Source organism: Agrobacterium tumefaciens, assembly GCF_005221325.1.
Classification (GTDB): domain Bacteria; phylum Pseudomonadota; class Alphaproteobacteria; order Rhizobiales; family Rhizobiaceae; genus Agrobacterium.
The window spans coordinates 184,947-205,514 of the sequence record NZ_CP039888.1 but is presented as its reverse complement, the minus strand read 5'-3'; the positions used below and the strand labels follow the sequence as shown (position 1 = coordinate 205,514).

Below are 20,568 nucleotides of genomic sequence, written 5' to 3'. Positions count from 1 at the left end.
AAATGCACCTATCGAGGTAAGAGGCGTTCGATCTCGTGAACGACACGCGGAAAGAAATAGTCTTCGATCACGCCCGCGAGGACATCCAGATAAACATCCGGATTGTTCGTGATGGCGTGAGCCGGGTTCGCGGCGAACAATTCGCGGATCTGCTCGCGCTTGCCGGTCGCAGACGACATCTGTGTACCAGGCACCCGGCGAAATGCGCCGACATGGCCGCTTTTCATGGCGGCGATGAAGGCGTGGCGGTATGAGCCGCGAAGCTTCGCGTAGACGCCGGATGCGTTCTGAACGGCGCCGAGACGTTGAAGCGGTATCCAGCCGGACTCGGCAACAACCTTCGAGGTGTTTCCGCCGGCGTTGAAATGCGCTGTCGTCAACGCCGCCACCAGGTCGCGCGGCATCTGGGTATGTGGCCCGAGCCGGGCAACGATGCGAGACCGTGCAGTCTGGGCAACACGCGTCATCGCCCGTCGCATTGCCTTGGTACGGATTTCGCCGGGGAGCCGCCGGAAAGCGCGCTCCAGCTCCTCGAAATCCTTGCTGTTCATTTCCAGTCTCATGACCGGCCCCGCGCTTGTTCGGAAAATTTGATCGCACGATTGCACCAATGCGCGATTTCATCGGCCGTCATGTCCTGCACACGCATGGCGTCCCATCCGAGACGGAACACCATCAGGTCGGCGACTTCGGCAATTCCGGCCGCTGCGAAAAAAAATCGCACACGGCGTTCGCGACCTCTACCGCGTCGTGAGCTTCCAGAACCGCCAGGGAGTCGTAAGAAGGCGCCAGGCAGATGTTCTGAAGATGTCCGTCGATGGCCTCATAGTGCGTCACAACCATCGGCTGACCAGCAACGACGTGGACTTCTCGCGGTTCACCTATACCGTTGATGAAAATTTCACGGTACGTCGGCGCCCGGAGGCGCACCTTGTCAAACGGCTCAACACCCGGAACTTCATATTTCCGGGAGAGCTCAACGATTTTCTCTGACATAGCGATACATTATCCCCGCCGATAGGTTTCGCCGACGATCTGAAGACCAGACAGTTCGCCGTTGAGACGGTTGGAACTCGGCTCTCCGCTGAAGAAGGCGTTGAAGAAATAATGTGTCACGCCGGTAAACTCCTCCAGGATGGTGAAGTTCTGGCGCGCCGCAGTCATCAGCGCGTTGAAATCGACATCGCTGGCATCCTTGAATGTCACCTCGGCACGGGGTGCCGTAGGAGTTCCCACGCGATCCGTCGATCCGTCCTGATTGGTGACAGTCTCGTTTGACTGTCCCGCCGACAAGACCGTGAAATTGCCGCGCAAAGCGAGAAGCGCGCTACTCGCAAGGCGAACGGTCATCCGCCCGCCGAAATCGTTTCCTGCCATCGATATTCTCCGCAGATGGGGTCAAAGAAAGAAGAGGCGGAAACCGCCTCAGATTTGGGCGTAGACGCGGGCAAGCCCGGCGAAGATGTCGAGCGGGTTCACGCGGTCCATCGGAAGGACGATATCGACCCGGTTCGGATTATCGAGGTTGCGAGTAACCGTGATCTGTCCAGCGATGTCGTTACCGAATTCCAGCACGCCGCGACGGGAAAGGTCGATGCAGGCATGCACCAGCGTCGACTTGATATCCCGCACGGTCACGATGCTCGGCAGGTTTGCCGGGTTGTCATTGGCAATCGCCTTGTTGCTGTGCTCGTAAGCCAGCTGCGAGCGAATGAACTTGAGCGCATAGGTCAACTGGTAGACCGCCTGAATATCGCGAAGTGCCGTATCCGGAACACCGTTCGTCGTCTGCTGCTGTGTGATGATCTTGTCGATCACAACATCGCCGCTACGATCCACCTTCCAGGCCGAGACGCCGTTCTGCAGCCAACCGTTGCGCGTCGGATAGTCGGGCCAGTAATTCCGGTCGCGCGGAGCGATTACGCCGACGACGACCAGACCAGACTGGTTTGCAGAGACGCGACCATCGGATCCTGAACCCAACATGGGCAACACCCTCGACACGTCGGCGCTGACCCGCTCGTAATCGGGCGTGCCGTTTCCGCCACCCGACAAGATCGGGATGAGGGAAAGATGCCAGCTGTCCAGCGCCAGACCTTTTGCGGTGATCTGGCTGTCGGTTCCCGTGAAGGGATAGAACGCATGACCATACAACTGTTGGTCATAACCCCAGCGTGACGTGACGAAAGCGTCAAGCAACGCCACGCTGGCAGCGTCACTGAAGGCGGAAACGATCGCTTCGAAAGGATCGTCGCCCATTGCAGCGAGGATTGCTGAGAGGTCTGGATTGCCAGCACCCGGCGTTGTCGTCGCCATCGTCAGGTTAGCGCCGGTGAAAACGTTGCCGCCTTCCAGGACTGGAATGAAGATATCAAGGCCAGCGGCATAAACGCCTTTGTGGCGCGCCGTGACGGTGACTACGTTCGCCGCCGCGACCGCCGTAAAAGGCAGGCTCTTTTTCGAGAGCGGATTGAAGTAGGCGTTGATCGCGGTCGCCAGCGCGGCGGCGGTATCGTTTGCCGAAGTCCCGGCCGCGATATCGATCGACACGCTCTCACCAGCGATCTGCACCACAGCCTGACCACCGGAAGCAGGCACGGCGCCGACCGTCATCGTGCGGATTTCAGCAGTGCCGGCATCTGCTACACGACAAAGGTAAATCACCTGCGCCGGGGCATTCTTGCGGGCGCGGATGAACATGCTTTCCAACATCGAACCACGGCCAGCGAGGCGGCGAGCCTCATTGACCGTGCCGCAGATGGCGATCTGGCCTTCACCGAGCGCTGCGCCGGCGGTGCCAAAGCCGATAAGGATTTCGTTCAATTCGCTGGAAAACTGCCCGCCGGACTCGATGTCGAAGGCAAGCAGCGGTGCGACGATATTGTCGGGAATGTTGTTCACCATCGGATCAATCCTTCCTGGTCGGTTTTACGGGTTCGACAGGCGTCGCCGCCGCCACTTCTTTTTCGACCAGGTCACCGGTCTCGATCATGCGACGATGCTGGCGCGACAGCGGATCAATCGGCCGCCCCTCATCGGGCCAGCCGCGAGGGATGGCGCGCCCTGCGGCGGCCACGTAAATCTTGCACATGAATAATCTCCGATCAGGGGATCAGGTCGTCTTGACCGATTGGAAGCGATACGCCGCCGGGCCCGGATGCTACACCTCGGATGATGCGAAGCTGATCAGGGTTTTCGGCGGCAAAATGAGAGGCGAGCTCCGCGAGTTTCGCCTTTGCATAACTCCCCTCAGGGAGATCGGCGGCGACAGAACCTAGCGGGTCAGGCAGGCCTGGACGCGACATATCAAAGTCATCGTCGCTTACGGCAAGCTTGAAGGTGCAGAAAATCCGCTGAAACCGGAGACCGAATTCCGGAATGGCGTGTGTTTTTTCTTCCACCTGCAGAACTTGTTTCACAAGTCGACGCCACCCGACACCCGCAGCGCTGAACTGCAGAACGCGCCGGACCTGCGCAACCAATGCGGCAAGGACAAGCCGCGCTTCTGCATCGGTGTCCGCCATCGCATCGACGAATGGCGAGGAACCGACACCATCGCTGGTGGATACAGCCAGTTCGGCCACGACGTGGAGAACGACGGAAGCTTCACTGTCGTTGAACCCAGAGGCGGGGCCAGCCGCTTCGACCGCACTCTCGTGCGTGTAGACAGCAAGGACTGGCGTGTAATCGCGCTCTTGATCAAGCTCGGTGAGCGTCGCGCCGCGGCTGTCATAAACCCGAGGACCTGCCAACGTCGGGAAGTTGCCGCCCACTGGTATCCCTGTGGGGCGCAACAGTTCCACCGTCAGCAATCTGACTGCTTCAGCTGCCAGCATTTCTCACCTCCGAGACAAACCATGCCGGTCTGCTTGATCCGTCCCTTCGGGCGGCTTCAACGCGCCACCGTTTTCCGATGATCAGGATTTGATCACCCATTTTGGGTAGCCATGGCCAGTCACCAATATGGGCCGTCACGACGGCGTCATAGGAAACAGGTCCGTTTCCGGATTGAGGATCAGACGAAGGATACCGTCTGATGATGTCGCTCGTTGGTTCAAGATCGATCGACGCCATGCAATCGAACGGCACGCGTGACGGATCATCTTCTTCCTTATGATTGACGGTGGCGCCCGGTCGCCTCGCAATGAGGCGGCAGGGCTTGGTGTCAAAGGTTGCCGCGCAGGCGGCTTCCGTGAAGGCCCGCGCGGCTTCCCAATCAACCATGGTTGCCAGCCGCAATGGCCGCGACGATGTCGGCCTTCGTGCTGCTCGAAGAGACGGTAATGCCGAGGCGGGACGCCTCGGCGATCAATTCGTCCTTCGTCAACGTGTTGAGGTCAACAGAACTCTCGTCGCCCTCGTCACCATCGTAAGACTGACCGGGTTTCAGGAATTTGCCTGCATAGAACCCGGCTTCTGTAACCACTTTTTGCGGCATGTCATGATCTCCTCAAAGTGAGCGGAAGGCCTCCGATCAGAAGGCTTTCGCGCGCAGTAGCATTTCGGGACGCGTGCATATAAACAGCGGGTAACTGTAAATCTCGATGCGGTCCCATTCGTCACGGCCAGAGACATCCGAAAGCAAGAGCCCATAGAACTCCTGGCCGCGCTTGTTCAAATAAGGTTTGAACTCGCTTGCGGGCGCCCAGCCAACCTGAAACGCGCCGCGTGCACCGATGGGGAAAAACCGGGCCTTGTCGGTACCAACGGCGATCGTGGTTTCATCATCCGTGCCCTGGTAATTGATGAAGACGATCCCCTCGATCTCGATCGACGAATAACCTTCAATATTCTCCAGGGTCGGAGCACGATCGGTACCGAGCTTCGTTTCCTTGATGCTCGGGTGGTTGACCAGAGAATCGAAGAAGGTATCGCCGACAAGCGAGCCGACTTTGGTGTTCGGGGTCCAGACGCCTTTGGCGTTTTTCTGCATCTCGCGTTTGACGTCGCGGCACTTTTTGCGAACGTCGGTCGCGGGATCATCGAGCTCGAAGTCGATCTCCGCAGGCTCGGCAATGCCCCAGAAATTGTACCAGTCGACAAGAACCGTTGTACCGTCGGCATCGAGAACCTTACCCTGAATAGCGCCGAAACGCATATGTTCCCACGTCAGTTCAAGATCATCCTTGATCTGGCCTGTGCGGTCGGTGATTTCGTCTACCACCTCCTTGGTCTGGTCTTCGAACGGCAGGGCCGCAACGCCGGCGAGTTCGATCGCATACACGGTCGATCCCTTTGCCAGGCGAACTGCCTCCATTGTTCGAACCTTTGCGCCCTTAGGAATGAGTTCTTCCGGAGGGGCACCGTTCGGCGAGGTCGGGATCAGGGTCATGGCCCCGTTCCGATCGACGATGCCAATCATGCGCGAGCGTGAATAGATCGAGGAAAAGAGGTTGAGGCTGCCGAGAAGCTGGGGCTTGAAATCGACCCGCTCGACGATCTCTTCCTGTACCTCGATAACGCCCCATGCGTTCTGGCCAAAAATATCTGCAACAAGTGCCATTGGTCGCCCCTCCTTATCGGGCTGCGATGCCGAGCGCGGCAAGCTGGGCGAGCGCGGCGGTTTTCTGGGCGTCTGTGGTGCCGGCAGGCCAGACCAGAACGGCGGCCTGTACCTCGGTGTCGCGTGCGGTTATCGTGCGGCGAACATCCGCCGCGGCCGCATCGCACCCCTCGAACAGGATAGCGGCGGCGTTTTGAGAGCCGTCAGCGGCAGCAGGTGCGATAGGCACAAGCTTTTTGGAGGCGGTAATGCGACCCAGAACAGCACCAGGTTCGACTTTGCCGCTCCCTGAAGCGATAATGCCAGTTTCGCGAGACCGGAAGCCGTTGGCCTCCGAGACGATGTAGTGCGCCGTGCGGCGCAGGTTTTCCGTAAGAACAACCATGGAAGCGACCTCCTGTTACCGGCGCTTGTTGAGACGATCGACCGATGCGCGCATGACTGCACGGGTGTCCGCGTCGGTCGATTTACCGCCATCGGGCTGGGCGAGATTTGCAGCTGCTACGCGCTGCTGCTCATAGGCGGAGGCCTGCGGCTTGCCACCGGGCTGCGCAGCGACGGCTTTCGGAGCCGCAGCGAGTGCACCCTTGATCGCGTCTTCGGTCAGGCCTGTGTCGATCAGGGTTTCAGCAAGTGCTTCACGGCCCTTCGCTTCTTCCAGCGCCATCACATTCTTGCGGCGCGTCTGATAGGCCGCGACAGCAACTTTACCGGCCTCAGCCTTGGCGGCTTCGATATCGGCGGCTTTATCGTCCGCCTTGGGCTTTTCCGTCATTTCAGGATCCTTTTCGGGTTGACGGTTGGGTGCCGTGGCGGACGCCATGGCCTTTGGTCTGGCCTCATCGTGAGACCAGTTTTTCTTGGTTGCCATGGCAACAAGCCGTTCTGGCGCCTGCGAGTACACGCGGTAATCGTGGGCTGCTACGGCCTTACTCTTTGTATCGGCGACGGAAGTTGCGAAGCCACGCTCGACAGCCTCTTCGGCGGTCAACCAAAGCTCGGCTTTCATTTCCTCGCGAATGTCATCAGCATCTTCGCCGGTAACGTCGGCATAGATGCCGGCCATGCTTTCGGCCTGCTTTTGAAGAAACTTGGTGTAACTCTCCATATCCTGCGCGGTGCCCCAGACACCGCCGGATGGATCGTGGATCATCATCATTGCACCCTTGCGCATGATGCGTTCCTCACCGGCCATGGCGATCAAAGATGCGCTGGAGAAGGCAACCGCGTCGACAATAACGGTGACTTTGCCCTTGTGGGTTTTCAGGGCGTTAAAGATGGAGACACCGTCGTCGGTATATCCACCACCTGAGTTGAGCCGGACGGTGATATCGGCTTCCCGCCCAACCTCCGCCAAAGCTTCTATGACTTCACGGGCTGTAAAGCCCATGTCCCAATAGTTATCGCCAACAAACCCGTACAAGACGAGTTCGCCATTAACGAGAACGGCCATGATGATTTTCCTTTGAGAGGGCGACTTATTGGCGCCGGTCTTTCAAAATCTCAAATTCCAGCGCCGTGCAGGACGGCAACCTGTCGTTTTGGCTTGGCAAGCCGCCTGCAGGCGAACGAGTTCCTTGTCGATGTCTGCGATGCTGCTCGAGGCGACCTTGATGCGCTGCTGCATCACGGGAGAGCGAATTTCACTTTCCTCAACCTGCTCCCCGGCAAGCCGCTTTGCTTTCGCGGCCGCTAGAGCCGCATACATCGCGCAAGGATCCTCGGGATCGACAGGCAAACCGCCGATGATGATCGTCGTCATGCGGTCACCGTTTCTTTCTGCTCGTCTTCGCTCGATGATGGTTTTCCGCCGTACCCCCGTTCGAAAGGTGAAGGCAGACCGGCTGATATGTAGCGATTATGCCAGAGAACTCGGCTTTCGAAGACTTCTTCCGGATCGTCCCCGTTCTCGGCACACTCACGCTCCAGCATGCCGGTACCGTTGGCGATGCGCTCACTTGCCGCGTTCGCACGCTTCAGATCATCTGCGGTAGGCTTTGAAGGTCCTTGACAGACCGCCCAAAGGACAGCGTCGCGATTGGCACTGAAAGCCTCGTAGCCACCCTTGAACTCGATTAGTCCTTCGCCGATCTGCTCATCAAGCCAACTGGCGTAAGGCACAAGGACGTGCGGCGACGCGATGCGGTCAGTCCGGCGCTGTGCAATCGGCCAGAGCGCAGAGTTTTCCATGTTCGTGCTGGCGTAAGTCGCTTTGGTATAGTCCAGCGTGTACCCGCCGTAGGATATACCGAGCGCTCTTGCCGTCTCGCGATGCAACGACGCCATGAAGTCCGGGAAATCAGCCCCGGGGGCCGTAATCGACTTGAACTCCAGGTCTTCTCCGGGAGCAAGATGCGAAACACCGGCGCCGGCGCCAATCCTCAATTCCGATTCAGCAGCGCGATCCAGCTGAGCTTTGAAGTAGTGCACAAAATCCGACGCAATCTCATCAACTCCTTCTGCGCCACTTTCCTTCATGCTCTCCAGCGCTTCGAAAGCCTCGGCACTCGGCCGGTCACTTTTCAGAACCGCAGAATAGATCGTCTGGAGAAACCGGATCTGGGCCGTAGCGTCATCTGTGTTTTCCGCCATTAGATACTTGCGAAACGTTGGCGCCAACGGTGATAGCCCGCGAACGTCATCTGCCCCGAATGGATCAAAGGCATGCATGACCAGCTGGCGGCCTTCAGCATCGCGAGCAACAAAGTCGACCTTTTGGGTTATCCCCGCCCGCTTTTCCTCAAAGCGATAATGCGTTGGCCGTCCATACGCATCATGGACAACACCCTGATAGAGCCCTTCAAACTCGTTCGTGTCCTGCACCAGCCGCGACGGCGACAGAAGAAGGAATTTCGTCCCTGTCCTGGTTCCCGGCAATCTCTCCCGCTGCGGAAGATAGGAGACAACCCCAACACTCTCACCGAATGCCAACCAGTTTCTTAGGCCAACGTCTGTCTGTTGCGGATTGGTCAGCTTGCCGCGGAAATCGCACTCCAGAGGGTTCCACGCATAGATTTTCCACCGCGCTTTGACGACCCGTGTCCATTCGACAGCTTCAGCCGCCGAATAACCGAACCGAGAGAGATCCGGTCGAGGATTCAACTGAAGCTCCACACCAACGGTATCAGCAAGGATCTGGTCGGCGGCGCCGCGCAGCCGACCAGAGTTTTGCAGCATGTCCATGGCGAGACCGGCCGCGCGAACCCAGACCCGGCGGATTTCATCGCGATGTTCCCGCAGTGACGCGGGACGCGCCTTGATGACGCCGGACTGCGTATCCCGAAGATATGCAGACCGGCTCCGATGCTGGGACGGATTTCCGGCAGGAACAGAAACACTGCCAGCCTTAACCCGCACCCGCATCTTTTCCGTCATCGTCTTTTCGCCCACCTGTTTTCTGCTGGCTTCTTTACTGGCGGAGACGGCGCTACCGGAGCTTCCTCCGGCGATACCCTCTCTGCCACTTGCTGGCTTTCCGGCGACAGGAGATCGACGGGTGTCGCCGGTTCATGTTTCGCGCGCAGCGCAGCCCACTGGCTTTTCGTCAGGCGAGAAATACCGAGATGCTCGGCCATCGCCATCGCGTAGATGCGGCAATCGAGGAAGTGGTTATGCTCGCGACGGGGCATCCACTCTTCGTGCAGTTTGCCCTTCACCATCTTCTGGCTGAAGTATTCCGCAGTCAGCTGCTGAAAATACTCCTCGCCCAGTTCCATATGGAAATGGCAATAGCCTGGAGGATCTGTCGCTTCGCCCGAACGCAAACCAGTCTTGTGAAGGTTCCCGTAGAACTCCGCTTTCAGCGCCCATGTGCCAACCGGCCATGACATAGCCGAGCCGTGCCGCTTGCGTTTGCCGCGCTTGTTTACCGATTTGCGCACCGGTGGGCTGATCGCAGCGACGCCGCGTCCTGGCATGCCTTTGATCGCATACGCGTTCGGACGCCGCCGGCACCATTCGAGCACCTGAGTAGGCCGATACCCACTGTCGACAGCCAACGCTTCGACCTTGCGCAAAACACCATGGCTATCCGGAAACTCCTGCTCGCAGAATTCTTCGAGTAAGAGCCACGCACCGGCTTGCGGATTATCGGTCGCACCCTCGAAGAACTCAGCGAAAACATTCCAGCTCTGCCGATCTTCTGCGAAGACAACGCCCTCGCAGTAAATGCCGTAAGACTGGACGTCCGCGCCAGCGACGAATAGCAATCCACCGGCGGGGATTGTGCCTGCAAGGTAATTTTCCCGGCGCTCCATAAGTCGCTTATGGTCAGGAGCATTACCCTTCATCTGATACGGTAAACCGCAGATCAGGTTGCTATAGTCCTTCGCGCCGGCCTCGCCCTTGCCCTCACACTTGAGTTTGTCTTCAGCAATGTCGCCATACGACATCATCAACGACATGAAGGCATCGACATGAAAGCCGGGATGCCTGTCTGGGCCAGTAAAGGTCGGGATGTATCGACCTTCGCGCACAGCGACAACGCGCTCCATCTCCGAAATATGATGCTCACAGTGCTGGCACTGCATGACGGTTTTATGCAAGTGAAGCTTGTCGATCAGGAGATATGCGTCTCTCTGAACCTGTTCCTTTCCGCACTCCGGGCAACGGATATACCACCACCGCTGATCCGACCGGCGAAAATCACGATCTATCCGGCAATGCCCCGGCCCTTCACCAAGAGTATGGCCACTATCGAGCTCTGGCGTTGAAAGGCCAAAAATTTTGTAAGTCTTCTGGCGACGAAACGCCGTGAAACGTCCAAAGAAAAGATTCTCCGGGTCGGCACCATTCGGCAAAGCCTGCCATTTCGACACTTCGTCTTTCACGCCGAAGCGCGTCGTTTTGGCCGAAAGGTCCATGACGGTGTTGGCGTTAGCGAGATAGAGTGTTCCGCCCGGAAACTTCTTTTCGTAAGTGGTCGAACCGACACCAGAGCGGCTGGTCGTCGGCTGAATAACCTGCTTTTTCGTGTGCCGCTGCCACGCATCAATCAAAGGCTGAAGCTTACCAGAGTTGATATCCTGCAAGGCATCAAGACCGGGCACGCCGTAAATCGAATTATCCGGGCAGTTCTCGGCGATATAGAGCATCCAAGCAAGAGCGAGGATGGAAACGCCGGTCTGCTGTGATTTACGAACCGTGACTTCCGTGCAGGGATGCTCCTGACTAAGACACTGCGCGATCTCGACCAGGTAAGGAGCGTCTTCCGCAGACCAGAGTTCGCCCTTCTTCGGCCCATCGACCAGCACGATGTTTTTCGCTAGCCATTTGTCGAATGGGACAGGGGGCTGTAGCCTGATGGCACGCGCAAGGGCGGATGAGACCGCTCGTATACCACCCGGATGAACAGTCACGCGTCTTCGTCCTCAATTAACGGGTCGCTCTCAGGCGATTTTTCAGCAATCTGCTCCAACTTGTCGGCAATATCGTTGCTCATCTCGAATGCGATCTGCCGAAGAAGGGATCGGACACCGTGCACACCCTCCTTGGAAACCGCCAAGGCCAGCGCGTCGGCCCTGTTCGGCAACCGTTTGATGATCGCCAGAATTTCACCGCCGGCTTTGGTCACGCCCTCGATGACCTTGTCCTTGCGAAGCAGTTCGTCGCAATCTTCCTGATGGCGGATTTTCTCGCGGCCAAGCTTCAGCCATTCGTTCTGCCGTTTGGCTTCCTCGAAACTATCCTCGTTCCGCACCGGCAATTCCGCATCAGTGCGCGGTCCTGACGGCTCATCTGGCAACCGCAAGGGCGCGTAAGCCTTGGCAGGGTTGACGAAGCGCTGGCGGTAATGGTCGTAGTGCGCAAGCGATACCGCGAGCACCTGACCCTGCCCTCCGCGCTTGATTGGTGTATCCGGTCGATCTTCCGATAATTTCTTGACTGTCTTGGAGACAGCAGCCTTTGAAACACCGTCCCGCGCAGCAATCTGCGCGATGGACCACATCACATCGCTCATCGTTAACCCGTCCGTTAACCCATGCGTTAACGCCGTTAACCCCGTTAACCCAATTTTTTCAACTGTTTGACTGGCGGCTTTTTGGGGTCGTCCCGGCCCGCAGGGGAAGAAAGCCCGGTACGGTCCCTTGACCCAGGGGGGTGGCATCCGCCCACCCTCCCTCGAAGGTAGGGATGATGCCTTGCCCAAGGGCTGCTCAATCCTGCCATGGCGATGGCGACCGTTGAACGTTAGGTTCAAACCATCGGACATTCACAGGCATCCGCCCAGAGCGAGGCGGGTTGGTAACTTGTAGGCAATTTTACGCCTATACCTACAATGCAAAAAGGCGACCATCTGGCCGCCTTGTCCTTCTTCATCGCATAGCTGTAGCACTGACCCTGAATCGGTGTCTCACAAGGGAGACTGTCAGAGCTGGGTGCGGGCGCGAGCGTAACCGCCACTAAGAACCGCATCGACCGTGGGCAGATTTGTACTCACACTTTCTCAAGCATTGCAAGCGGCATGTTGAACACGGTCGGCTTCCCGAATATGACGATGGTGACAACCGCATCACCATGTCCGGACTCACCAAACGCGTCTACTTCAACCTCAAATCCAACGAACGGGCCACTTGTAATTCTGACCTTTTCACCCTTCCTAATGGCATCAGACCGGTGGCTATGATCATAGGCGCCAGCCTCCGCCAATTCCTTGAACTCATTGATTGTTTCATTACTGATTTTAACGGCGTGATCGCGACCCATGACGATGCTTTTGACGTGATCGAAAGACAATATTCCACGGAGTGCATGGTTGTCTGGGAGGCAGAACACAAACAGTATTCCGTTGAAAACTGGGGTCTTTGCAGCGGGAATGCGGCGCCTATGTCGCTTCCTTTCCGGCCCCATGCGCATGATCACGCACGCCTCAATACCGGCTTCAACCATGGCGATTTCAACAGCCTTTTCGCGTCCATACTCGACGCGCGCTATCACCCAAGCCGAATCAGACACGCTGTGCGCCCTCTCTTTCGACGCCGATTCGCGTTCATGAGCGATCCTCGCCGCCTCCTGAGCAATCTTGTCCAGCTTCAGCATCCCCTTGAGAGAGACGTGGCGGGAGATATCATCAAACTTATGCTGCATCATCGTCCCGTCCCTCGTTCAGTCTGGATTTGAAGTTTTCGATTGCAATGGACACGGCCTCGTCGAGATCATTCACATCGGCAGGCAATGGCGGAAATTGAGCGAACTCCAGACGTTCAGGAGCAACCGGCCAAGGCCAGCACCGCTCCGCATAGGCGCGCTTCCATTCTTCCCATACGGGTCCGTTGACCGCTACAGGCTCAAAGTCCTTGCTGAGATCGACAATGCGGTTCAGTACTGTGAAGCGCTTCCGCTCGATAAGCTGGACGGCCTCTGGCCAGCCCTGCTTTTCCTTCTTTTCGCGCCAGATCAGGTCCGCTTTCTCGGGCTTGTTATCGACGATGTGTTGCTCAATGGGCGAGAGTGAAAGCGCCCGGATCGGCTGAAAGAGCTTCGTCATTAAGAGCGCGCGGCCCGCGCGGGAAAACACCGAGACCATCTCCGTCGCTTCCGCCTGAGGTGACCGCACGCTCTGTTCGGCTAGCTTCACCCAGCGACGCTCCTTCAGGTATTTCGCGGCAGAGCAGAGATACTTCCGACCGGTGGAAAGGGCGACAACCTGATAGCTTTCCGAATGAGCCAGGGCGCTTGCCCGCTCATCAGGCGACAATGCGCCCCACTCGCGGCGGGCATCAGGTTCACTGTCATGGATAGCTGTCTTCCACGTAACAAAGAACCGCTTGAACGCTGTCTCGATAGCTTTCGGATTTTCTTCCTCGTCCCCCAAATTGCCGCGCGCAGGCGCTCTCTCTCCATCGTTAAGATTGTTCGTTAGAGATGTATCGTTAATAGGTGCCGGTCCAGAGATGGCAGGGGGTGCCATCCCAGAGGCGGCACCCCCTGCCGATATAGTGGCAGGGGGTGCGTCTGAATTGTCGTTTGATTTAGGATCATATTCCTCAGCAGCAGCGACTTGCCATGCAGCAATCGCATCGCTCGAAACGTCCCTGTCATGGATGACGCGATAGTAGTGTGCGGAGTCGCGACCGTCGCGGCTTTCCACGATCCTTTTCTCCACCACGCCAATCTCATAAAGCCGATTGAGCGAGCCCTGAACCGTCGACCGGCCGCAGTTTAGCTCATCCGCCATCTTCACCTGGCTGCGGCGGCACCAGCCCTCTGCGTTGGTGAAGCTACCCAGGAGACACAACACCTTCAGATCGATGCCCTTGAGGCGTGGATCAGTGACGATCCATGCGGGTATGATTGAGAACCGGGCGTTGCTCATTTCACACCGCCTTTCCGCGCCAGCGTCTCCATGAAGGTGCGAGCCGCGTTGAGTAGGTCCTGAACGTCGGACGGCAGTCGCCCGAAGCGATCCCGCACTGTCACCAGCGCCGATATCTCAAGATCGACGAGCTGCGTACCGCGAACGAAGCCCGCCTGACGAAGGGCGCGGTAAATTGCCGTCTGCTCGCGATAAAAGATGAATGTCGGGATGTTCAGCAGCCACCGCGCCCGCTCCGCATCCGTCCTGCAATCCTGTAGGTGTTCGATAACCGGCGACATCCCCGTCATGACCGGCCCCCTTTCCATAATTCGAAGTCCGTGCGCAGATCGATAAACGCCGCCTGCGCCCGTTCCTCACGATTGAGTTGTGTCTTGCTGGTGATGCCGATCAGGCTTTTCAGGACCGTGTCGGCGTGTTCCTTGTTGTGGATGGCCCGCGCCTCGGCGGGGTGTTGTCGCTGCTCAAGAAAGCGGTGAAACCATGGGTCCGCGCAGAGGATGGCGGCATTCGCCGCAAAATCGCCGTCCCGCAGGCGCGTTGCGGGATGCTGATCCGGCGGGGCGTTCTGGCCGCTTCTGAAGGCAAGGATGGCGCGTTGGCGCAACCTCAGGAAAAGAGCGGTATTTTCCAGTGCCCCGGTCAGAAGCTCGACTTCATCTGGCAGCGCGTCCGCGTACAGCGTGCCGAGGATGACACTTTCGCCCGTCGACCGTCGCGCGATGATATGCGTCTGGTCGCCATCCGTGTCGAAACGCCACTTGTCACCCTTGCAGCGTCCGACGATGTCTTCAAGCCGCGTGACGCTGGCCTTTTCGCGGTCGCGTATTTCCTGCTCGCGCATCGTCATGCTGCCACCGCCGTGACTGCAAGGTGGCCGCAGTTGGCAGCGACCAGCGCCTTCGCTACGGGCGGGCAAACACTATTACCCACGCAGGAAACCTGCACCTCCTTCGAGAACGGCACCCATACCGGCACATCGCCCTGCGACCGATCAAAGTACCCCTCGATCTGATAGTGACGTGGGAAGCCCTGAGCGTTGAACAGCTCGCGCGGCGAGAGCATGCGCATACCAATGTCGACCACGACGAACGTGACGCCGTCGATTTCGATCGTGACAAATTCACACTCATCCCAAACGCCGTGCACTCGTAAGAATTCCGCAACCTGTCGCGCACGAGCCGCCTGGGCTTCGGTGAAGGGAGGAACGTCAACCGTTGCCTCGATATGACCGAAGCGGTCTCGCGTCGTGATCGTGCGGCAGGCATCATCCTCGCGAGCACCGTCTCCAGTTCCGTAGTAAGATTGCAGATACGGCATGATGAGGCGGCTCTTGCCCTGCCCTTCCGGCATGATCGTCGCGGACGGCTCCGTTACGCTGTGACCTGTCGAGGTTCCGAAATCGCGCGCGATATAGGCGGAGACCAGCTGCTGATGACTTCCTGTCTGCGTCACGGTCGACAACGCTTCATCCAGCGGACGGCCCGGATTGACGCCACCGACGCGCCGGCTGTCATTGTTGGCCTGCGCCATATAGCCGACCAGAACAGAATTCTGATCTTTCTTGCTGGCTGTGATGGTATGCGACTGTCCGTCCACGGAGCGGCAAGCGCCACCCTGCTGAGCGTAGGTTAGCACCGGAGCCAGCAGGCCAAGGGGAGCCGCGCCGCCAGGACGCTTGATGTAGCTGTTTGCCGTAATCGTCGGGAGCTGATCATCCATTGCAACACCGGTCGCGCCTGTGTTGAAACGTTGGATAGAGGGCGAAACCAGCGCATGCTTGACACCGCCGGCGACGACTGTACCCAGCGGCTCGTCGAGGCTCATGCATCGCGGCGCCTGTCCATCTCGCTCACCGTAACCGATCTGAACAAGAAACGGTCTCTTCGCTTTCAATACGAACCGATCAAATCCACGCGCGACGCGAGCCTGAGAAGCGTCCGCGATCGGCCGCACCGACCTAACCCCGAACTTGTCCCAGATCTCGGCAGACGTATCGAAGATCGAAGGACACGGCAGGCTCCAGTCGATCTCATCTGCCATGATCGGCCACGGAAGCTTACGTCCGGCAATAACGTCAGCATCATCGGGCGCACCGTGCGTCTTCTCCGGCCAAACAATTGGCTGGCCGTCGAAACGCATGATGACGAAGAGGCGCTTGCGGATTGTCGTGGCACCGTAATCGCGTCCACGGATCTCGCGGCTTTCCATTTTCGCGCCGAGTTGGCGGAGCTTCTTGCACCATTTCTGGTAAGTTTGCCCCTTGCGCTCAGGATCTGGCCGCAACCCTTTGGCGGTCTGGATCAGCGGACCGTAATCCTTAAACTCCTCGACGTTCTCCATGATGACGACATCGACCTTGCCGCCGCTCTGCTGGATGCGTTCGATCCAGCCTGGAATGATCCAGCACAGGTCGCGAATGTTGCGTTCAACGGGCTTGCCACCCTTTGCCTTGCTGAAATGTTTGCAATCCGGGGAGAACCAGGCGAGGCCGATATGCTTGCCGCGCAGGTGATCGAGCGGATCGATCTTGTAGACGTTTTCCGAGAGATGGACTGTCTCGGGATGATTTGCCTCATGCAGTGCCAAAGCGGCCGCGTTGTGGTTGATGGCGTAATCAGGGGGACGGCCAAGAGCCTGTTCAATTCCGGTCGACGCGCCACCGCCGCCAGCGAAACTGTCGATGATGTAAGGTCCATGCGGACCCAATGCGGGCACAGCGACAGAATGATGAAGGTCGAAGAGATTTCCAGCGTAGGCGTTCATGCGGCCGCCTTTCTGGCACTCTCGGCCAAAAGAAACGCGTAGCGTTCATGGATCGAGGGAACGTCGAGACAATCCGATTTGAAGCCGTAGAGGTCGCTCACCTGTCGCCTCACGGAGGCCATGAGTGCAGCCTCGTCGTCGGTCAACATGCGGGTCGGCCACCCCTTTACGTAGAGCATCGGCCTTGTAATCCGCGCCTCTATGTCTTTACGCAGAGCGGCCTTGTTCTTGGCGAGGGCGAGACCCTTAATCATCTCTGGGGGGAGCAACTGAGGGGCGACGTCGCCGAGCCAGCGCGCACCCTGAAATGCAAAGCTGCTGTCGATCTCCAGCTGCACCATCTGCCGGTATAGATCGTGGCTCTCAGGCTGTGCACTGGCGGCCAGCATGTCGGGCATGCTGGACATGATGCAGAAGCGGCAAGACACCCGGCCCATACCGTAAATCCGGTAGGCGGGATGGGGGTGCAGGCCGGAGGCGTCGACCATGGCAAACACCTGATCAAGCGTGAGGTCGATGATCGGGCGCCACGTCCACACCTGCCCGGCCGCATCACTGTCTGCGACAGACATGCGCGATCGTGTCGCGCTCTCTTCCCGACGAACGCCGGTCACGTTGATGATCTTCTGACCTTTAAACCGCCCCTTAAGTTCGGCCATGATTACGTGTGTCTTCTGCTCCGAAGTGCAGAACCGCATGGCCGGCGTTGACCAGCAGGGAACAAGGGTCACCGTGCTGAGCATCTCGTAACGAGTTTTGCTCGATAGCCACCGGCTTTCCCAACGCTCCATGAGGCCACCGGCTTTGCGTCGAACCACGACGAGGTCACACTCCAGGTACTCAGCGAGTTCCTCACAGATCCGGAAGCTGTCGTCCCATTCCACTGAGCCGAGGTCGGCATGGATAAGGATGCGCGGCCCCTTGTGGCCGACAGAATCGAGATAAGCGAATGTTGCCAGTGCGGCGGCTTGGCTGTCTTTGCCGCCCGAAACACCAATCGCGACCGGCGCGTCATCGGCGATAAGGGCGTCTATTTCAGGTGAGCGAGTAATCATCATTCCGCACCGCCTTCCGGTGTGCCTGCCTGATTTCCCCAAAACTCCCACTTTCCATTCAGGCGCACGTCGCCATCCGCGAGGCTTTCGCGGCGCTGGAACATTTCGAGTTTGGGCATGGTCGGATAAAGCCGGTCGATCTGTTCGGCGAACCAGACCGGCTTTTCGCTGTGGCGACCGACTGCGTGGTCGGTGCACTTGATCGGCTGCGTTCCCGGTATTGGCGCCGGGAAGTCGCCGCGCGTGCCGATCAGCAGAAGTTCGAGATTATCGAAGCTCCAGTAGCCGGTTCCGGTCTGGTCGCCGGGGTAAATCTTCTTCCAGCCCCAGAAGCTTTTGTAGGTGTAGCCCCATCGCTCCAGCGTTTTCACGCCATTCGAAAGATCCGTCACCCACATGAGCACCGCCGAGTTGTGAGCGCCAGGGCAACCGAGATCCATTATCTCTTCAAGAGACATTGTCGGATAGTGGTTCTCGGCGCTCTTTTCGCCGCCGGTCACTTCCGAATAGGTTTTGAAACGCCACGGCGGATCAACGTAGATGATCGGGAACGCCCTGCCCTCATCCTGCCCGACGCCCTTCCACCATGGCGCCACGTTCTGGCGGGCTGCGATCTGGACGGCGAGATCGGTGCGGACGGCGTGCCGGATCTTCTGATCCTCGGCCCGCTTGATCTTGGCGACCTTCGTCAGCTCCTTGAAATTCGCCGGCTCCGGCAGGAACATGGTGCGGATCGGCTTTACCGCCGGTTGGGAAACGCCGTCACGGCCCACGATTGTCGCATGGTGGGGAATTTCCCCACCATCGACCATGCGTTTGCGCGCCGCCGATACGGTCTTGTGATCAACACCGAGCTGCGCGGCAATGGCGCGGTTGGATACGGTCGGCGCATCCTTCAGGTGCTCCTGAATAACTGCCTGCCGCTGCGCGCCGGAAAGATGGCGCCGGGCAAAATTCAGCGACCTTGCAAAAGACCGTTTACCTTCTTCCGTCAGCTGCTTGCGGATGAACCGGGGCCAATCGGTGATGTCGAGCATCTTGCAGATGGCGACACGGTGGTGGCCGTCGAGAATTTCGCCAGCCTCGTCATATTCAACCGGCACCTTTACGCCGTGAGCGGCAATGTCATCATAAAGCGCCTTGAAATCATCATCCGAGAGCGGCGGCAGAAGCTGGTACGGCCCCGTCACTACGATCCGGCTTATGTTTTCTTCCGGCAATTTGCCTTCATTTTTCGCGCGCTCGATGACGGCTGCTGCGCGATCACCCGGACGGAACAGATTGCCGTCCTTCGGGTCACGCGTGAGATAGCGGTGGGCCATTGCCGCGCAGGCCGTGCGCACCTCCTGCGAGGTCTGGCAGCGGTATTCGCCATCGCGCAGCGCGGATGTAATGATGTTCAGGCCGGCATTCTTCGGCATCTGGAGAGATTGCACCGTCATGCCGCACAGCCTTTGCGCATCAGGCGCAGGTCGGTTTCGCGGATGATCTCGGCGGCGCGATCTACCGATACGCCGCGCGCCAGAAGACGAGCAGCGAAGCGCGGTACAAACTCGAACCCGGCGTCATTTATCGCCGTGCGGAGCGGGGCTGGAAGTGCATCGAACAGTTCCATCAGTGCACCCCTCTCAACTGGCGGAGGTAAGTCTGCCCGCTGCTGGTGATGATTGCCTGCCGCTTGTCATTCGACAGGCGAACGTAACCGGCGCGCATGCACTGAACGGCGGATGGCATTTCGCCGTGGCGGATCTCGCGCCAGCCGTCAGCCTGAGAGACGTGCCGCAGAAAACCGCGATCACGATCCGCAAGTGGAACTGCAAAGAGAGAAGCGGCTGCACTCATTGTTCTGCCTCCTCGATAATGCGGCAGACCTCGCATTCAGCAAGGCCGAGCGTTGTGGAAATTTCATGGGTGGAACGGCCAATCCGCCAAAGCGCCAGAACCCGCGCGGCGCGGGCTTCCTTGACGAGTTTGGGGCGGCTGGTTTCGGCCATGCAGAGGGTCACTGGCTACCTCCGATGGCGCCAATGCGCACCATCGCTTCCTGACGCGATAGTTTCTCGGATGGAGGCAATGCGATGCGTGCAGGAAACGTCTCGTCGATCCACGTGAGGATGCCGGCCCGAAGGGTTTCTGATTTCGGAGGATGCTTGCGGCCAAGTCGAAGCGCGGCGCGGCGTTCGGCAGCATCTCGGTCTACGAGGTCCCAGATATCGAACTTTTCCAGGGCACCGACAAAACCCGGATTCGCCAGCGCTGGCGGTCGCTCTGCCAATGCCAGCAGCAACGGCATCAACAATGCCGAATCCCAGACCTCGCGATTGTCGTTGTAACCTTCGGCCTTCATCAAGACCTTCAGCGCGGTCACAATAGTCTCGCGTGGTCGTGTCTCGATGACGGAAAGGAAGCCCTTCACGCCGTAGATATCGCCGGGCAGCTTCGAAAGGGTCGAGCCGTTGGACGTCATCAGCCGGCAACCACCATCCGCTGCGATCCGCTGGGCGTTCACCGCCCACTGCTCGCCAGCCGCAAGTGCGGCCTTCAGGAGCTGCCACACGGTGACTGCCGTTACGACGCCATTCACCGCGGCGAATGCAGCGGCCTGTTCCGTCTTGTTCATCTGGACGATCTGACAAGGAACCTGCGAAAAACCGCATATCGCTGCAGCGTGGGTGCGGTGCTGACCGTCGATTATTGCGTACGCCCCCCCCTCCACCGGGGAGACGAACACGGGAGAGAACATCGACCAACGAAAATTCGCCGCGATACGGCGGATCGCCTTCCAGTTCTGAAGCTTCAGGTCACGCTGGTAATCTTCATCGATCACCAGCTGATCGATATCAATCCATTGAAGGATTGGAGCTGAACCGGCGGAAACTTCGGCAGGCCGGTCAATTTTCGAGAATTCTACCTTTCGCAATACCATGCCA

26 protein-coding genes are annotated in these 20,568 nt (G+C 58.5%); all 26 read right to left on the bottom strand.

The genetic code is table 11. The features are described from left to right. Positions 1 to 8 precede the first annotated feature (8 nt). The 26 genes from CFBP5499_RS29845 to CFBP5499_RS01035 all read right to left on the bottom strand — a co-directional run bounded on the left by CFBP5499_RS29845 (position 9) and on the right by CFBP5499_RS01035 (position 20,564). Positions 9 to 563, bottom strand: coding sequence for a hypothetical protein (locus CFBP5499_RS29845; protein ID WP_121557233.1), 555 nt, complete (start codon positions 561 to 563; stop codon positions 9 to 11). 112 nt (positions 564 to 675) lie between these two features. Further along, the gene (locus tag CFBP5499_RS01145) at positions 676 to 996 is read right to left on the bottom strand and encodes a hypothetical protein (protein WP_130932479.1); all 321 of its coding nucleotides are present in this window, start codon (positions 994 to 996) and stop codon (positions 676 to 678) included. 9 nt (positions 997 to 1,005) lie between these two features. After that, positions 1,006 to 1,377 carry a phage tail tube protein gene (locus tag CFBP5499_RS01140; protein ID WP_080826391.1) on the bottom strand — a complete coding sequence of 124 codons (372 nt, stop codon included), beginning with the start codon at positions 1,375 to 1,377 and terminating at the stop codon, positions 1,006 to 1,008. Between the two features lie 48 nt (positions 1,378 to 1,425). After that, entirely contained in the window at positions 1,426 to 2,904 is a 1,479-nt protein-coding gene (locus CFBP5499_RS01135) for a hypothetical protein (RefSeq protein ID WP_080826393.1), read from the bottom strand. Positions 2,905 to 2,908: 4 nt separating this feature from the next. Continuing rightward, positions 2,909 to 3,091 carry a hypothetical protein gene (locus tag CFBP5499_RS01130; protein ID WP_080826395.1) on the bottom strand — a complete coding sequence of 61 codons (183 nt, stop codon included), beginning with the start codon at positions 3,089 to 3,091 and terminating at the stop codon, positions 2,909 to 2,911. Between the two features lie 13 nt (positions 3,092 to 3,104). Continuing rightward, positions 3,105 to 3,836, bottom strand: a complete 732-nt coding sequence (locus tag CFBP5499_RS01125; RefSeq protein WP_080826397.1) for a hypothetical protein — start codon at positions 3,834 to 3,836, stop codon at positions 3,105 to 3,107. Then, on the bottom strand, positions 3,823 to 4,224 hold the full coding sequence (locus tag CFBP5499_RS01120; protein WP_080826398.1) for a hypothetical protein: 402 nt from the start codon (positions 4,222 to 4,224) through the stop codon (positions 3,823 to 3,825). Before CFBP5499_RS01120 ends, CFBP5499_RS01125 begins: the two co-directional genes overlap by 14 nt. Next, positions 4,217 to 4,438 (bottom strand): Rho termination factor N-terminal domain-containing protein, encoded by a 222-nt coding sequence (locus CFBP5499_RS01115; RefSeq protein WP_080826400.1) that lies wholly within the window; start codon positions 4,436 to 4,438, stop codon positions 4,217 to 4,219. Before CFBP5499_RS01115 ends, CFBP5499_RS01120 begins: the two co-directional genes overlap by 8 nt. A 36-nt stretch (positions 4,439 to 4,474) precedes the next feature. After that, on the bottom strand, positions 4,475 to 5,503 hold the full coding sequence (locus tag CFBP5499_RS01110) for a major capsid protein (RefSeq protein WP_080826402.1): 1,029 nt from the start codon (positions 5,501 to 5,503) through the stop codon (positions 4,475 to 4,477). Positions 5,504 to 5,516: 13 nt separating this feature from the next. After that, positions 5,517 to 5,888, bottom strand: coding sequence for a head decoration protein (locus CFBP5499_RS01105; RefSeq protein ID WP_080826404.1), 372 nt, complete (start codon positions 5,886 to 5,888; stop codon positions 5,517 to 5,519). Positions 5,889 to 5,903: 15 nt separating this feature from the next. Further along, complete coding sequence (locus CFBP5499_RS01100; protein ID WP_080826406.1) at positions 5,904 to 6,956, bottom strand: head maturation protease, ClpP-related; 1,053 nt, start codon at positions 6,954 to 6,956, stop codon at positions 5,904 to 5,906. A 42-nt stretch (positions 6,957 to 6,998) separates the two neighbouring features. Next, positions 6,999 to 7,265, bottom strand: coding sequence for a hypothetical protein (locus CFBP5499_RS01095; protein WP_080826408.1), 267 nt, complete (start codon positions 7,263 to 7,265; stop codon positions 6,999 to 7,001). Then, complete coding sequence (locus CFBP5499_RS01090) at positions 7,262 to 8,893, bottom strand: phage portal protein (RefSeq protein WP_233284536.1); 1,632 nt, start codon at positions 8,891 to 8,893, stop codon at positions 7,262 to 7,264. Before CFBP5499_RS01090 ends, CFBP5499_RS01095 begins: the two co-directional genes overlap by 4 nt. Next, a complete protein-coding gene (locus CFBP5499_RS01085) occupies positions 8,875 to 10,860 on the bottom strand; it encodes a terminase gpA endonuclease subunit (protein ID WP_080826411.1) in 1,986 nt (661 codons plus the stop codon). The genes CFBP5499_RS01090 and CFBP5499_RS01085 overlap by 19 nt, the downstream gene beginning before the upstream one ends. Next, positions 10,857 to 11,714, bottom strand: a complete 858-nt coding sequence (locus tag CFBP5499_RS01080; RefSeq protein WP_233284535.1) for a hypothetical protein — start codon at positions 11,712 to 11,714, stop codon at positions 10,857 to 10,859. The genes CFBP5499_RS01085 and CFBP5499_RS01080 overlap by 4 nt, the downstream gene beginning before the upstream one ends. A 224-nt stretch (positions 11,715 to 11,938) precedes the next feature. Continuing rightward, the gene (gene nusG / locus CFBP5499_RS01075) at positions 11,939 to 12,592 is read right to left on the bottom strand and encodes a transcription termination/antitermination protein NusG (protein WP_080826416.1); all 654 of its coding nucleotides are present in this window, start codon (positions 12,590 to 12,592) and stop codon (positions 11,939 to 11,941) included. Then, positions 12,579 to 13,817: a helix-turn-helix domain-containing protein gene (locus CFBP5499_RS01070; protein ID WP_080826420.1), complete on the bottom strand. Its 1,239-nt coding sequence runs from the start codon at positions 13,815 to 13,817 to the stop codon at positions 12,579 to 12,581. The genes nusG and CFBP5499_RS01070 overlap by 14 nt, the downstream gene beginning before the upstream one ends. Then, positions 13,814 to 14,107 (bottom strand): hypothetical protein, encoded by a 294-nt coding sequence (locus tag CFBP5499_RS01065; RefSeq protein ID WP_130932480.1) that lies wholly within the window; start codon positions 14,105 to 14,107, stop codon positions 13,814 to 13,816. The genes CFBP5499_RS01070 and CFBP5499_RS01065 overlap by 4 nt, the downstream gene beginning before the upstream one ends. After that, positions 14,104 to 14,667, bottom strand: a complete 564-nt coding sequence (locus CFBP5499_RS01060; RefSeq protein WP_130932481.1) for a hypothetical protein — start codon at positions 14,665 to 14,667, stop codon at positions 14,104 to 14,106. The genes CFBP5499_RS01065 and CFBP5499_RS01060 overlap by 4 nt, the downstream gene beginning before the upstream one ends. Then, complete coding sequence (locus CFBP5499_RS01055; protein ID WP_080826426.1) at positions 14,664 to 16,583, bottom strand: DNA cytosine methyltransferase; 1,920 nt, start codon at positions 16,581 to 16,583, stop codon at positions 14,664 to 14,666. The genes CFBP5499_RS01060 and CFBP5499_RS01055 overlap by 4 nt, the downstream gene beginning before the upstream one ends. After that, entirely contained in the window at positions 16,580 to 17,641 is a 1,062-nt protein-coding gene (locus CFBP5499_RS01050; RefSeq protein WP_080826428.1) for a phosphoadenosine phosphosulfate reductase family protein, read from the bottom strand. Before CFBP5499_RS01050 ends, CFBP5499_RS01055 begins: the two co-directional genes overlap by 4 nt. Next, positions 17,638 to 19,080 carry an MT-A70 family methyltransferase gene (locus CFBP5499_RS01045; RefSeq protein WP_233284534.1) on the bottom strand — a complete coding sequence of 481 codons (1,443 nt, stop codon included), beginning with the start codon at positions 19,078 to 19,080 and terminating at the stop codon, positions 17,638 to 17,640. The genes CFBP5499_RS01050 and CFBP5499_RS01045 overlap by 4 nt, the downstream gene beginning before the upstream one ends. Then, entirely contained in the window at positions 19,077 to 19,253 is a 177-nt protein-coding gene (locus CFBP5499_RS29840) for a hypothetical protein (protein WP_158523276.1), read from the bottom strand. Before CFBP5499_RS29840 ends, CFBP5499_RS01045 begins: the two co-directional genes overlap by 4 nt. Continuing rightward, on the bottom strand, positions 19,253 to 19,480 hold the full coding sequence (locus CFBP5499_RS01040) for a hypothetical protein (RefSeq protein WP_080826429.1): 228 nt from the start codon (positions 19,478 to 19,480) through the stop codon (positions 19,253 to 19,255). The genes CFBP5499_RS29840 and CFBP5499_RS01040 overlap by 1 nt, the downstream gene beginning before the upstream one ends. Further along, positions 19,477 to 19,644, bottom strand: a complete 168-nt coding sequence (locus CFBP5499_RS29835) for a hypothetical protein (protein WP_158523277.1) — start codon at positions 19,642 to 19,644, stop codon at positions 19,477 to 19,479. The genes CFBP5499_RS01040 and CFBP5499_RS29835 overlap by 4 nt, the downstream gene beginning before the upstream one ends. Then, a complete protein-coding gene (locus tag CFBP5499_RS01035; protein WP_080826432.1) occupies positions 19,641 to 20,564 on the bottom strand; it encodes a ParB N-terminal domain-containing protein in 924 nt (307 codons plus the stop codon). The genes CFBP5499_RS29835 and CFBP5499_RS01035 overlap by 4 nt, the downstream gene beginning before the upstream one ends. Positions 20,565 to 20,568: the final 4 nt, after the last annotated feature.

Excerpts from the sequence above, each read along its gene's own strand:
- CFBP5499_RS29845 (WP_121557233.1), bottom strand. The coding sequence starts at position 563 with ATGAGACTGGAAATGAACAGCAAGGATTTCGAGGAGCTGGAGCGCGCT.
- CFBP5499_RS01145 (WP_130932479.1), bottom strand. The coding sequence starts at position 996 with ATGTCAGAGAAAATCGTTGAGCTCTCCCGGAAATATGAAGTTCCGGGT.
- CFBP5499_RS01140 (WP_080826391.1), bottom strand. The coding sequence starts at position 1,377 with ATGGCAGGAAACGATTTCGGCGGGCGGATGACCGTTCGCCTTGCGAGT.
- CFBP5499_RS01135 (WP_080826393.1), bottom strand. The coding sequence starts at position 2,904 with ATGGTGAACAACATTCCCGACAATATCGTCGCACCGCTGCTTGCCTTC.
- CFBP5499_RS01130 (WP_080826395.1), bottom strand. The coding sequence starts at position 3,091 with ATGTGCAAGATTTACGTGGCCGCCGCAGGGCGCGCCATCCCTCGCGGC.
- CFBP5499_RS01125 (WP_080826397.1), bottom strand. The coding sequence starts at position 3,836 with ATGCTGGCAGCTGAAGCAGTCAGATTGCTGACGGTGGAACTGTTGCGC.
- CFBP5499_RS01120 (WP_080826398.1), bottom strand. The coding sequence starts at position 4,224 with ATGGTTGATTGGGAAGCCGCGCGGGCCTTCACGGAAGCCGCCTGCGCG.
- CFBP5499_RS01115 (WP_080826400.1), bottom strand. The coding sequence starts at position 4,438 with ATGCCGCAAAAAGTGGTTACAGAAGCCGGGTTCTATGCAGGCAAATTC.
- CFBP5499_RS01110 (WP_080826402.1), bottom strand. The coding sequence starts at position 5,503 with ATGGCACTTGTTGCAGATATTTTTGGCCAGAACGCATGGGGCGTTATC.
- CFBP5499_RS01105 (WP_080826404.1), bottom strand. The coding sequence starts at position 5,888 with ATGGTTGTTCTTACGGAAAACCTGCGCCGCACGGCGCACTACATCGTC.
- CFBP5499_RS01100 (WP_080826406.1), bottom strand. The coding sequence starts at position 6,956 with ATGGCCGTTCTCGTTAATGGCGAACTCGTCTTGTACGGGTTTGTTGGC.
- CFBP5499_RS01095 (WP_080826408.1), bottom strand. The coding sequence starts at position 7,265 with ATGACGACGATCATCATCGGCGGTTTGCCTGTCGATCCCGAGGATCCT.
- CFBP5499_RS01080 (WP_233284535.1), bottom strand. The coding sequence starts at position 11,714 with ATGTCCGATGGTTTGAACCTAACGTTCAACGGTCGCCATCGCCATGGC.
- nusG (WP_080826416.1), bottom strand. The coding sequence starts at position 12,592 with ATGATGCAGCATAAGTTTGATGATATCTCCCGCCACGTCTCTCTCAAG.
- CFBP5499_RS01070 (WP_080826420.1), bottom strand. The coding sequence starts at position 13,817 with ATGAGCAACGCCCGGTTCTCAATCATACCCGCATGGATCGTCACTGAT.
- CFBP5499_RS01065 (WP_130932480.1), bottom strand. The coding sequence starts at position 14,107 with ATGACGGGGATGTCGCCGGTTATCGAACACCTACAGGATTGCAGGACG.
- CFBP5499_RS01060 (WP_130932481.1), bottom strand. The coding sequence starts at position 14,667 with ATGACGATGCGCGAGCAGGAAATACGCGACCGCGAAAAGGCCAGCGTC.
- CFBP5499_RS01055 (WP_080826426.1), bottom strand. The coding sequence starts at position 16,583 with ATGAACGCCTACGCTGGAAATCTCTTCGACCTTCATCATTCTGTCGCT.
- CFBP5499_RS01050 (WP_080826428.1), bottom strand. The coding sequence starts at position 17,641 with ATGATGATTACTCGCTCACCTGAAATAGACGCCCTTATCGCCGATGAC.
- CFBP5499_RS01045 (WP_233284534.1), bottom strand. The coding sequence starts at position 19,080 with ATGACGGTGCAATCTCTCCAGATGCCGAAGAATGCCGGCCTGAACATC.
- CFBP5499_RS29840 (WP_158523276.1), bottom strand. The coding sequence starts at position 19,253 with ATGGAACTGTTCGATGCACTTCCAGCCCCGCTCCGCACGGCGATAAAT.
- CFBP5499_RS01040 (WP_080826429.1), bottom strand. The coding sequence starts at position 19,480 with ATGAGTGCAGCCGCTTCTCTCTTTGCAGTTCCACTTGCGGATCGTGAT.
- CFBP5499_RS01035 (WP_080826432.1), bottom strand. The coding sequence starts at position 20,564 with ATGGTATTGCGAAAGGTAGAATTCTCGAAAATTGACCGGCCTGCCGAA.